We start from the raw sequence: 11,553 nt of genomic DNA on the forward strand, positions 1-11,553 counted from the left end.
CCCGTTCTTCGGCATCATCTCCGAGGTCATCCCGGTCTTCTCCCGCAAGCCGATGTTCGGCTACATGGGTCTGATCGCGGCCACCATCGCGATCGCCGGTCTGTCCGTGACGGTGTGGGCGCACCACATGTACGTCACCGGCGGTGTGCTGCTGCCGTTCTTCTCCTTCATGACCTTCCTGATCGCGGTCCCGACCGGTGTGAAGTTCTTCAACTGGATCGGCACCATGTGGCGCGGCAGCCTGTCGTTCGAGACGCCGATGCTGTGGGTCATCGGCTTCCTGGTGACGTTCGTCTTCGGCGGACTGACCGGGGTGATGCTGGCCTCGCCGCCGCTGGACTTCCCGACCTCCGACACCTATTTCGTGGTGGCCCACTTCCACTACGTCATCTTCGGCACGGTCGTGTTCGCGATGTTCGCCGGGTTCCACTTCTGGTGGCCGAAGATGACCGGCAGGATGCTGGACGAGCGCCTCGGCAAGATCACCTTCTGGACGCTGTTCATCGGCTTCCACGGCACGTTCCTCGTGCAGCACTGGCTGGGCGTGAACGGCATGCAGCGCCGCATCCCCGACTATCTGGCGGCCGAGGGGCTCACCACGCTCAATACGGTCTCGACGATCTTCTCGTTCCTGCTCGGCTCGTCCCTGCTCCCGTTCTTCTACAACGTCTGGAAGACTGCCAGGTACGGCGAGATGGTCGGCGTCGACGACCCGTGGGGCTACGGCCGCTCGCTCGAGTGGGCGACCTCCTGTCCGCCGCCCCGGCACAACTTCGTGACGCTTCCCCGGATCCGCAGCGAGTCCCCGGCGTTCGACCTGCATCACCCCGAGGTGCCGCTGCGGGAACGGGAGTTGAGCGGGCGATGAGCACCGGGGACGAGCGAGCGCTGGTCCAGGAGATCGAGGGCCACCTGGTGGTGGCCGCCGCGCGGGAGGAGAGCCGTACGGCGGCGGCCCGCGCCGCCGCCCGCCTCGGCTGGCTCACCGATACCCAACGGGACGACCTGGAGCGGCAGTTCGAGGCGGAGTACCTGGCGCTGGCCCGCACGTCGTGGCGGCGCACCGCCGTGCGGGCCGAGGAACTGCGGGACACGTACGAGACCCGATACCGGGCGCTGCGTCAGCGGCTCGTGGCCTGCTTCCTGCTCGGTTGCGCGGTGCTGGCGGCGACGGGCCTGCTGGTGCTGTCCGCCGCCGCCTAGCGGCCGGGGTGTCAGCTCAGCGACCACTTCTGGTTGTCGCCGCCGTTGCAGGTCCACAGCACCAGGTTGGTGCCGTTGCCCGTACCCCCGTTGTACGCGTCCAGGCACAGGCCCGCGTCGACGTTGGTGATCGTGCCGTCGGAGTTGACGGTCCACTTCTGGTTGCTCTGCCCGTTGCAGTCCCAGATCACGGCCTTGGTGCCCTTGGTGGTGCCGCGGTTGTAGGCGTCGAGGCACTTGTCGCCGTAGACCACCAGTTCCTTGCGGGAGGTGTGGGTCCAGGCCTGGTTGGCGCCGCCGTTGCAGTCCCACAGTCCGGCCTGGGTGCCGTTGGTGATCGTGTTGTCGTAGACGTCGGCGCAGCGGCCGGACTGCCTGCCGACGAGCAGCGCCCCGGCGGTTCCCGGGAGGGGGCTCACCGTGAGGGTGCCCAGAGCCGGACCGCCGGTCACGGTGAGGGAGTTGGCCGAGCCCTTGGCCAGGTCGGCCTGGACCGAGACCGTGCCCTGGGTGGAGCCGGTCGGCGGGAAGGAGACCGTGGTCGGGGTCTGGCCGTTGACCTGGAGGGTGCCGGTCACGGCGGTGGAGGCGGTGTTGGTGTAGGCGATGTCGACGACGTTCAGGCCGGTGCTCGCGGCGCTCACTGCGGTGTACTTCCCGGTCGAGGCGGCGCTGTAGCTGCCGCTCGCCGCCTCCGTGCCGCTCACCCTGAGCATCACCGAGCCGCCGGCCGGGACACTGGTGGTGTAACTCGTGGCGTACGAGCCGAGGTTCTTCTGCGCCCACAGGTCGCGGACGGCGGCCGAGGCACCGGTCAGGCCGAGGTCCGACCAGCGGACGGTGATGTTCTGCGCGGAGGAGGTGCGGTTGAGGAGCACGACGGCCCGGTTCCCGGTGCCGGCGAGGACCTTGCCGTACACCTGGAGTCCCGTGCCGTCCTCGGCGACCTTGACGCCCTGGAGGCCGCGCGGGTCCTGGTCCACGGCGATCACGTCCGGGTTCTTGAGGAGGGCGGCCGTCTCGCCGGACATGGCGGTGAGGTCGTTGCCGGCCAGCAGCGGGGCGCCGGAGATCGCCCACAGGGACATGTGGGTGCGGTTCTGCGCGGCGGTGAAGCCGGGCATGCCGACCATCAGCATGTCGGGGTCGTTGTGGTAGCCCGTGTGCTGTGCGGCCGGGTGCAGGGCCTGGTCGAAGTTGGAGAGCATGTTGGTCTGCGAGGGCGCGTTGCCGTAGTAGACGATGTCCGTGCTGGTCCGCCACATGGGGGCGAGGCCCGGCGCCCAGTTCCAGGGGTTCTGCTTGCCCCAGTTGCAGATGGAGAGGGTCAGCGGGCGGCCGGTGGCGGCGGTGGCCTTGGTGACGGCGGAGCTGATCGCCTTGTAGCTGCCCGCCGCGTCCAGCCCTTCGGCGTCGCCGCCGCACCAGTCGACCTTCACGAAGTCGAAGCCCCACGTGGAGAACTGGAGCATGTCCTGGTCGTAGTGGCCCTCACTGCCGCTGTTCGGGGCGGCCGGCCGGCCGGTCGGGTAGTAGTAGCCGCAGCCGTTCTTGCCGGCGTCGGTGTAGATGCCGGCCTTCAGGCCCTTGCTGTGGATGTAGTCGGCGATGGCGTTCATGCCGCCGGGCCACTCGGAGGTGTCGACGGTGATGTTGCCGTCGCTGTCCCGGGTGCCCTGCCACCAGCCCTCGTCGATGTTGACGTAGCGGTAGCCGGCGGCGGGGAGGCCGGCCGCGACGAAGGCGTCCACCTGCTGTTTGATGACGTTGTAGTCGATCTTGGCGGCGAAGCTGTTCCAGGAGGCCCAGCCCATGGGGGCGGCCGGGACAGCCACCTGGCGGGCGGTCGCCGCCTGCGCCGGGCCAGGCTGGGCGAACAGCAGGGCGGCGGCCGCGGTCAGGGCCAGGACGAGGGCGCGTACGGCGGCGGCTCGGCAGCGTCTTGCAAGACCGGGTGGGGGGTACATCGGCTCCTCCGCGTGCGGGACGGATTCCCCTCTGATCGATATTTCGAACGAGGATCGGCTAACCGAACGGTTGCGCGCCGACCGTAGAGCCGCCTGGGGGTGAAGTCAACGGCTGCGACAGGCGTGAAGTCGCCGGGCGGGGTGGATCGTTGGACCTGTACGGGCCGCGATCGCGCCATACTGGCCACCGTGCGGGTTGCGATCATGACGGCGGGATCCCGGGGCGACGTGGCCCCCTACACCGGCCTCGGTCACCGGCTCGGCCGCGCCGGGCACGAGGTCACCCTGGTCACGCACGGCTGCTTCGAGCCGCTCGTGGCGGGCTCCGGCGTGCGCTTCCACGCACTGCCGGTCGATCCGCGCACGGAGCTGGAGTCACCTCGGGGCCGAGGGCTGCACCGCAGCACCAGTGGCGCCGGAAAGCTGGTGCGGGTGGTCGAGCTGGCCCGGCGGCTGGTCGGGCGGATGACCGACGACCTGGTGGCGGCGGCGCGGGAGAGCGACGTCCTGCTGCTGTCGGCCTCGCTGGCGCCGCTCGGGCATGCCGTGGCCGAGGGACTGCGGCTGCCGAGCATGGGCGTCTATCTGCAACCCCTCGCCCCCACCCGGGAGTTCGCTCCTCCCGTGCTCGGCGGCGGCTCCTTCGGGGCGCCGGGCAACCGGCTCACCGGACACGGTGTGAACCTCGCCGTGGAGCGGGTCTTCGCCGCCACCGTGCCCGCGGTCCGCGCCCGGCTCGGGCTGCCCCCCATCCGCACCGGCACCGCACGGCGTACCCGGGAACGGCGGCTTTGGCCGGTGCACCACGGCTTCAGCCCGCTGGTGGTGCCCCGGCCCCGGGACTGGCGGCCGGGCCTGGGCGTGTGCGGCTACTGGTGGCCGTACGACGCCGAGACCCGCCTTCCCCAAGAACTACGGGACTTCATCGAAGCGGGTCCGCCGCCGGTGTTCGTCGGCCTGGGCAGCGCCACCGTGCCGGACGCCGGCCGGCTGAGCGCGCAGATCGTGGCGGCGCTGCGGCGGGCCGGGCTGCGCGGGGTGATCCAGCGCGGCTGGGGCGGGCTGACGGCGCAGGGCGACGACATGCTGAGCATCGGCGAGGTGCCGCACTCGGCGCTGTTCCCGCGCATGGCTGCCGTGGTCCACCACGCCGGGGCGGGCACGACCGCGGCGGGCCTGCGCGCCGGGGTGCCGGCCGTGCCGGTCCCGATCCAGTTCGACGAGGGATTCTGGTCCGCCCGCCTCGTCTCGCTGGGCGTCGCCCCGGCCGCCGTACCACTACGCCGCCTGACCGTCGAAGCCCTGTCCACGGCACTGCTCCGCGCCACGCACGAGGCGTCGTACAGCGAACGGGCCCGAACGCTCGGCGCGCGCATCCGGGCGGAGGACGGAGCGACACCCGTGCTGGACGCAGTGACCGCACTGGGCGGCTGAGGCCTCACCCACCCGTGAGCACGGCACTACTCCGCGCCACGCACCAGACCTCGTACAACGAGCAAGCCCGGACGCTCCGCCCACAGATCCGGACGCAGGACGGAGCGACACCCGTGCTGGACGCAGTGACCGCACTGGGCGGCTGAGGCCTCACCCACCCGTGAGCACCGCACTGCTCCGCGCCACGCACGAGGCGTCGTACAGCGAACGGGCCCGAACGCTCCGCCCGCCGATCCGGACGCAGGACGGAGCGACACCCGTGCCGGACGCGGTGCGCGCGCCGGGCGGCTGAGGCGTCAGCCGCCGGTGAGGACCATCCGGAAGCGGGCCTTGCCGGAGAGCATCTTCCGGTAGGCCTCGTCGGCGCGCTCCAGCGGTACGTGCTCGGTCATCGGGCGGATGCCGTGCAGGGCGCTGAACGCCATGGTGTCCTCCACGTCCTGGGCCGTGCCGGACGGGTGGCCGCGGAGGACGCGGCCGCTCATGAGCAGCTGCACCGGCGTGATACCGAGAGGTTCGGTGTCCGCTCCGATGACCACCAGTTCCCCGCGGTGGGCCAAGCCGTCCACGGTGGCGGTGATGGCCTCGGAGTTGCCGGCGGTGGCCAGGACGGCCTTGGCGCCGCCGAGGGACTGCAGCGCCTCCGCGACCGGAGTGCCGGAGGTGCTGTCGACGTAGTGGTGGGCGCCCAGCTGCTTGGCAAAGTCGGCCTTCTCGGGGCCACGGGCGATCCCCACGGTCTCGAAGCCCATCGCGACCGCGTACTGCACCCCGAGGTGCCCGAGACCGCCGAGGCCGAGCACGGCGACCAGATCCCCCGGCCGGGCGGAGCTGCGCCGCAGCCCGTTGTACGTGGTCACGCCGGCGCAGGCCATGGGACCGGCATCGCTGGCCGCGAGCCCGTCGGGGATCCGGGCCAGGGCGTCGACGGGCGCGATCACCTTCTCGCCGAAGCCGCCGTCGTACGCCCACCCCGGGACCTTCAGGTTCCGGCACACGATGAAGTCGCCCTCGCGGCAGGGCCGGCAGTGGCCGCAGCTGCCGCCGAACCAGCCGACCGCCACCCGGTCGCCGACCTGCCAGCCCCGTTCCAGCACTCCCTGGCCCAGCTCCTCGATGCGCCCGGCGATCTCGTGCCCGGGGACCTCCGGGAACGACACGCCCGGTAGTCCGCCGCTCACGAAGAGGGCGTCGCTGTGGCAGATCCCGCACGCGTCCACGGCGATCCTCACCTGGCCGGACCCGGGCTGCGGCATCTCTCGCTCGACCAGCTCGAACGTGCCGTTCGGGGCGGTCACCTGCGCGACTCGATACGTACTCATGCGTTTCTCCGGAGAACGGGTACGAGGGGCCCCTCGATCCAGCAGACCAGCTCCGGGCCGATAGCGCGCGTCGAACGGTACGCCCGCGGGGCCGGGCAGTCGCGGGCCCGGGGAGCCTGAGGGTCAGGCGGTCCCCGGACGCCAGCCCTCCGGCCGCAGGATGCCGAGCAGTTGGCGGACGAGTTCGTCGACGACCTGGTCCAGGCTCGCGTCCACCCAGCCGGCGCTCCAGTCGTGCAGCAGACCGTTGACGCTACCGATGAAGGCCGTGGCCGCGAGGCGGTAGTCGCGCGGTGCCGCCTCCCCACGGGCCACCGCCGCGTCGGCCTCGGCGCGGATCAGGTCGACCCACCGGGCCCGGCGGGCCAGCCGCTGCTCCTCCAGGCGGGGGCTGACGCCGATGATCTCCACGAAGGCGATGCGGATGCGGCGCGGGTCGCAGGTGACGTCGCGGGCGTAGGCGTGGAACAGCACGGCGGCCCGCTCGGCCAGCGGCAGCCCCTCGGCCGCGGCGAGCGCGTCCAGCACCGCCTGCTCCGCCCAGCCGTTGACCTCCAGGTGCAGTGCGGCGAGCACGTCCTCCAGGGTGCGGAACTCCTCGTAGAACTGGCGGGTGGACAGGCCCGCTGCCTGGCTCAGTGCGGCGACCGTCGCCGTGCGGAAGCCGGGGCTGTCGCCGAACAGCTCCAGTGCCGCGTCCAGAAAACGGCGGCGCCGCTCGGCCTGCCGTTCTTCGGCGGACCGGCCGCCGTAGCGGCCCTTCGGCGCCCTGAGCCTGCCCGTCACGCTTCCCCCTCCGTCACCCACCGGTGGCCCAATCTTGTCGTGCACACATCTTGTCGAGAAGGCCGCCCCCTCCTTACTTTTCAGTAAGTTCACTGTGAATGCACCCGTGTTCAGATTTCCCCGAGGAAAGAGAGCAGTCATGCCTGCCTCCAGAACCAGGCACCTTTGCTCCGTAGCCGCCGCCCTCGTGCTGACCGTCGCAGGCCCTGCGACCGCCGCCTCCGCCGCCTCGTCCGACGCGCCGGATCTGCGCGAGGTGCTGTTCGTGGGCAACAACTGGGACGGCACCGCCGATGTGATCAAGTCCTCCGGCGACTTCGCGAAGGTCGGCCGCATCAACGTCATCCCCGACAAGGACCAGCGGATGGCGGAGATCAGCGCGAACCCCATCAAGTGGATCTACTTCATGGCGATCCGCAACAGCGTCGGCGAGGGACACGACCAGTTCGCCGACGACATGTACTCCACCCCGGACGGCACGTCGGTCGTGGTCTCCCGGCCGAGCTTCGCGGACGTCGTCTCGATCGACCTGGCCACCGGAAGGATCAACTGGCGTTTCCCGGTGGCCGGTTACCGCGCGGACCACATGGCCGTCTCGCCGGACGGCACCCGGGTGGCGGTGTCCGCCTCGACCGCGAACACCGTGCACGTGCTGGACATCAACAGCGGCAAGCAGCTCGGGTCGTTCGCCACCGGCGACAAGCCGCACGAGAACATCTTCACCAAGGACGGCAAGTACATCTGGAACATGTCCATCGGGGACGTCAACACCGCCCTGGACGACCCGGCCTGGGACTGGACGAAGGGCGACCGGCACATCACGGTCGTGGACGCGACCACATACAAGCAGGTCAAGATCATCGACATGCGCCAGCGGCTGGACGCGATCGGCCTGAAGGCCTTCTCCGACGCCGTGCGGCCCGCCGTCTTCTCCCCCGACCAGTCGAAGCTGTACTTCCAGGTGTCGTTCTTCAACGGCTTCCTGGAGTACGACCTCGCCGCCGACAAGATCACCCGGGTGAAGACGCTGCCGAAGAACCCGGCGACCAGCGAGGACCGCACCACCTGGGTCAACGACTCACGCCACCACGGCATTTCGATGAACCCCGAGGGCACCAAGCTGTGTGTCGCGGGCACCATGGACGACTACGCCACGGTGGTCGACCAGGCCACCCTCCAGGAGGGCCCGCTGATCCCCACGTCCAAGCCGTACTGGGCCACGGTCAGCGGCGACGGCAAGGACTGCATCGTCTCCGAGAGCGGCGCCGACCAGGTCACGGCGATCGACTTCGCCACGGGCCAAAAGGTGACGTCGATCCCGGTCGGCGACCATCCGCAGCGCGTCCGGCTGGGGCATGTCCAGGCCGGCTGGACCGGTCCGGCCGGCAGTTGAGCGGCCCGCGGCCTCCGGAGTGCCCCCACTCACGCCGGAGGCCGTGCGGCTGTCACACGTGCGCCGCCGCCCACGCGGCCAGCTCGGACCTGGCCGCGCCCAGCAGGTCCGCCGAGGGTGCCGTCGCCCCGTTGGTCACCAGCGCGTAGTGCAGGACCCCCGAGTCCGTGTCGGTGAGCAGCAGCCGGCGGCTGCCGGTACCGCCCGGCTCGGCGGCCACGCCGACCGGGGTCGAGGCGGTGTAGGCGGGCGGTGCGTAGGCCGTGCCCAGGTCGGAGACGACGGTGGTCGCCGAGGCGGGGAAGGAGGCCGGCAGGTGCAGCTCGGTGGGTGCGGTGCCGCCGCCGGAGCGCCACACCAGCAGCCCGTACTGTCCCGAGCCCACCAGGCGTGCCACGTTCGGCAGTGAACTCGGCACCGGATTCCAGGTCAGGGTGGCCGAGCCGTCCCGGGAGCGGTCCTCATAGGTGAAGGCGAGGGTCGTGCCGGCGGTGGCGCTCGGGTAGATCCGGTCGAGCAGCCGGGCGTCCTGGCGCAGGGTGACGTTCCCGGAGTCGTCGAGCTTCACGGCGGAGAGGTCCTCGTCGTTCCAGCCGTCGCCGGAGGTGACGACCTTGTCGGGATTGCCGTTCATCAGCTCGTGGTGGCGGCCGTTGTAGAGGTCCCACTGCCATTGCGAGCCGGACAGAACCGGCCCGGAGGCGGCCGGGTTGTTCCACCAACTCGCCCCGGGCACACGGGAGTCGAGTGCCTGATACATCGCCTTGAGCACGGTCGGCGCCTTGTCGGACACCGTGCCGGACAGCGGATGGCCGAACTCGCTGACCACGGCCGTGGTACCGGCCGTCGAGGCACGGTCGCGGACGGCGGCGAGGTCGGAGGCGTACTGTCCGTCGGCCGCCTTGCCCCACATCAGGACGCCGGAGATGGCCTTCTGGTCGTAGAAGTGGGTGTTGAAGACGTAGCGCGGGCCGAGCGTGCCTGCGTCCAGCAGTCCGCCCTCCTGCTTCTGGGTGGAGATGTTCGCGTTCCAGAAGAGGTTGGGCTCGACGAAGGCGGGCTTGTCCTGCCAGCCGGCGGCGTCCATGCGGGCACGGAACTTCACGTAGAACGGCCAGAGCAGGTCGCGCTCCCAGGTGCGGGAGGCCTGGCCGGAGTCGTAGCTGCCCGCGTACGGCTCGTTGTACGGGTCGAAGCCGACGATGCCCGCGAACTCGCCCGCGTTCAGGTGCTGTTGCAGGTACGTCATGCTCGTCCGGGCCGTGGCGAGGAAGGCGTCCTGCAGGCCGTAGGTGTTGTGCCAGAAGTCGTACTGCGCCTTCTGTACGGCCGCGTTCTGGGTGATGTTCTGACCCCAGAAGAGGCAGATCCCGCAGGACTCCTTGGGATAACTTCCGGCGTCCACCGCCCACTTGGGGGCGCCGTCGCCGGTGTACCAGCTTCCGGTGTTGAACAGGTGGCGGGAGTAGAGGTCCTGATGGAAGTCGGGGTAGACCCGGATGCCCGCGTCCAGGAAGGCCCGCATCTGCTCGGTGACGGCGGCCAGGTAGGCGGTGTCCACCTGACCGCGCACGGGTTCGGCGTGCGCCCAGGAGAGCAGGAAGCGGACCGCGTTGCCGCCGCCGAGGGCGCGCAGCGCGGTCGCCGACGTGCGGGCGTCGGCGACCGAGGCGAAGGGCAGGCCGCCGTTCTCCTCCAGTTTGGTCTCGCCGGACACGTTGTAGCCGCGCAGCACGACCTCGCGGCCCTGTCCGTCGGTGAAGCGGCCGTTCTGGACGGTGAGCGGGGTGCCGTCGAACCAGAGGGAACCGGAAGGAGCGGCGGGGGTGGCGGCGGTGGCGGGCGGGGCGCCCGTCACCGTCAGGAATCCGCAGAGGACGACCAGCACAGTCAGCAGACGCGCCCTGATGCTCGACATGCACACCACAGTCCGGCGATGTCCGGACAGCGTCAATACTCCTGACTCGCAAGTAAGTTGACTATCAGTCAGAAATCCTGGTCCGGGATCACTGGCTCAGTCGCCCACCCTGCGCGTGACGTTCAGCAGGTACTCCTTCCGGTTGAGCGGGTTGTGGTCGGTGCGCGGCCGCTCGGGGGCCGGGCCGCGGATGACCGGCGCGTAGCGGTCGAAGGCGGACTCCAGCTCGCCCTCGCCCCGGGTGAGACCGGGCAGACGCTGCTCCAGTTCATGGACCCGGGCGGCGGGCACGGCACCCTCCAGGACACCGGCCGGGCCCTCGGCCCCGGTGCTCTCCGGCACCGCGCCCAGCCGGGCGAGCACCGGCAGCAGGGCGCCCAGCGTGTCCGCCGGGGCCTCGATGCGGAAGCGGTGCATCGGCTCGTGCACCAGGGTGCCCGCGCGGCGCAGCGCCTCGATCAGGACGAGCGGGGTCACGCCCCGGAAGTCGTACCCGGTGCTCGACATGCTCTTGTCGAAGCCCTGGTGGGCGTGGCTCTGCCGGGGCGAATAGCCGGAGTGGGTCATGGTGACGGTGCAGTCGGTGACCTGCCAGCCGTGCAGCCCCTGGCCGAGGGCCTCGCGGACGGTGTCCTCGACGGCCTTGAAGAAGGCGTACGGCATGGAGCCCAGCTCCACCTCCAGGCGGAACCGCACGCCCGAGCCGGGCGGGGCCGGATCGACGCGCAGGCCGACGGTGGCGAGGAAGGGGTTGGGATCCTTCTTGTTGAACTCCACGGCGGCTCCGGTGCCGACCGGCCGCTCGATGCACAGGGTGGTGGTCTGCCTGAAGCCCACGTCCAGGCCGTACTCCTCGGCGAGGGTGGCCTGGACGACCTCCTTCTGCACCTCGCCGTACAGCGAGACGGAGGTCTCCCCCCGCCGCTCGTCGTGGCGGACGCCGATGAGCGGGTCCTGTTCGGCGAGCTGGGTGAGGGCCAGGTGGAGGGAGCGCCGGTCCGTGCCCGGTCCCGGGACGACGACGGTCTCCAGGGTCGGCGGCGCGAAGTGGTGCTCGTAGCCCCTGCCGGGCACGCCGAGCGCGTCACCGATCCGGATGCCACCGAGTCCCCACACCTTGGCGATCCGTCCCGCCCCGACGCTGTCCCGCCCAAGGTCGGCGCCCCCGTCGAAGACGGCGAGCGCCGTGACCCTGCCCACCTGGCGACGATCCTCGCCCTTGCCGCGGGCGGGTCCGCGCGTCTGGCGACCGTCGCCACCGTCTTCGCGACCGCGCCCGCGCACCTGACGACCATCGCTACCGCCCTCGCGACCAACCCCGCACACACAAAGACCATCGCCACCGCCCTCACGATCGGCCCCGCGCGCCTGACGGCCATCGCCACCGCCCTCGCAGCCAACCCCGCACACGCGACGACCATCGCCACCGCCCGCACAACCAGCCCCGCAGGCGCAAAGACCGCCACCACCCTCCTCGCAGCCGACCCCGCACGCGCGAAGACCGCCACCACCGCCCCCGCGACCAGCCCC

8 protein-coding genes and 1 pseudogene are annotated in these 11,553 nt (G+C 70.9%); 4 read left to right on the forward strand and 5 right to left on the reverse strand.

The annotated features are described in order from the left end of the window. Both AQI88_RS09230 and AQI88_RS09235 read left to right on the forward strand, forming a co-directional pair. A partial coding sequence (locus AQI88_RS09230; RefSeq protein ID WP_208615742.1) for a cytochrome c oxidase subunit I occupies positions 1–868 on the forward strand: 868 nt, incomplete at its 5' end. After that, positions 865–1,203 carry a hypothetical protein gene (locus AQI88_RS09235; protein ID WP_066994800.1) on the forward strand — a complete coding sequence of 113 codons (339 nt, stop codon included), beginning with the start codon at positions 865–867 and terminating at the stop codon, positions 1,201–1,203. The genes AQI88_RS09230 and AQI88_RS09235, both read left to right, overlap by 4 nt. An 11-nt stretch (positions 1,204–1,214) precedes the next feature. Here AQI88_RS09235 and AQI88_RS09240 read toward each other — a convergent pair whose 3' ends face one another. Further along, positions 1,215–3,170: a ricin-type beta-trefoil lectin domain protein gene (locus AQI88_RS09240; RefSeq protein WP_079057472.1), complete on the reverse strand. Its 1,956-nt coding sequence runs from the start codon at positions 3,168–3,170 to the stop codon at positions 1,215–1,217. A gap of 204 nt (positions 3,171–3,374) precedes the next feature. Here AQI88_RS09240 and AQI88_RS09245 point away from each other — a divergent pair, with 204 nt between their 5' ends. Beyond that, entirely contained in the window at positions 3,375–4,604 is a 1,230-nt protein-coding gene (locus AQI88_RS09245; RefSeq protein ID WP_066994804.1) for a glycosyltransferase, read from the forward strand. Positions 4,605–4,900: 296 nt separating this feature from the next. On the opposite strand, the gene AQI88_RS09250 is transcribed toward AQI88_RS09245, so the two are convergent. Together AQI88_RS09250 and AQI88_RS09255 are read right to left on the reverse strand one after the other, a co-directional pair. Continuing rightward, positions 4,901–5,926 (reverse strand): alcohol dehydrogenase, encoded by a 1,026-nt coding sequence (locus tag AQI88_RS09250; RefSeq protein WP_066994806.1) that lies wholly within the window; start codon positions 5,924–5,926, stop codon positions 4,901–4,903. Between the two features lie 123 nt (positions 5,927–6,049). After that, positions 6,050–6,712 (reverse strand): TetR/AcrR family transcriptional regulator, encoded by a 663-nt coding sequence (locus AQI88_RS09255; RefSeq protein ID WP_066994808.1) that lies wholly within the window; start codon positions 6,710–6,712, stop codon positions 6,050–6,052. Between the two features lie 139 nt (positions 6,713–6,851). On the opposite strand from AQI88_RS09255, the gene AQI88_RS09260 reads away from it, so the two are divergent. After that, on the forward strand, positions 6,852–8,105 hold the full coding sequence (locus AQI88_RS09260) for a YncE family protein (protein ID WP_066994811.1): 1,254 nt from the start codon (positions 6,852–6,854) through the stop codon (positions 8,103–8,105). A gap of 52 nt (positions 8,106–8,157) precedes the next feature. Here the strand turns inward: AQI88_RS09260 and AQI88_RS09265 are convergent, their stop codons facing one another. Beyond that, entirely contained in the window at positions 8,158–10,023 is a 1,866-nt protein-coding gene (locus AQI88_RS09265; protein ID WP_066995081.1) for a cellulase family glycosylhydrolase, read from the reverse strand. 96 nt (positions 10,024–10,119) lie between these two features. Beyond that, a pseudogene (locus tag AQI88_RS09270) lies at positions 10,120–11,220 on the reverse strand (GTP-binding protein); the annotation flags it as partial. Between the last annotated feature and the right edge of the window lie 333 nt (positions 11,221–11,553).

This window comes from Streptomyces cellostaticus (assembly GCF_001513965.1).
Lineage (GTDB): Bacteria > Actinomycetota > Actinomycetes > Streptomycetales > Streptomycetaceae > Streptomyces > Streptomyces cellostaticus.

What these genes read in the sequence shown, in the direction of transcription:
- AQI88_RS09245 (WP_066994804.1), top strand. Translation starts at nt 3,375, where the DNA reads ATGACGGCGGGATCCCGGGGCGACGTGGCCCCCTACACCGGCCTCGGT.
- AQI88_RS09235 (WP_066994800.1), top strand. Translation starts at nt 865, where the DNA reads ATGAGCACCGGGGACGAGCGAGCGCTGGTCCAGGAGATCGAGGGCCAC.
- AQI88_RS09265 (WP_066995081.1), bottom strand. Translation starts at nt 10,023, where the DNA reads ATGTCGAGCATCAGGGCGCGTCTGCTGACTGTGCTGGTCGTCCTCTGC.
- AQI88_RS09260 (WP_066994811.1), top strand. Translation starts at nt 6,852, where the DNA reads ATGCCTGCCTCCAGAACCAGGCACCTTTGCTCCGTAGCCGCCGCCCTC.
- AQI88_RS09250 (WP_066994806.1), bottom strand. Translation starts at nt 5,926, where the DNA reads ATGAGTACGTATCGAGTCGCGCAGGTGACCGCCCCGAACGGCACGTTC.
- AQI88_RS09240 (WP_079057472.1), bottom strand. Translation starts at nt 3,170, where the DNA reads ATGTACCCCCCACCCGGTCTTGCAAGACGCTGCCGAGCCGCCGCCGTA.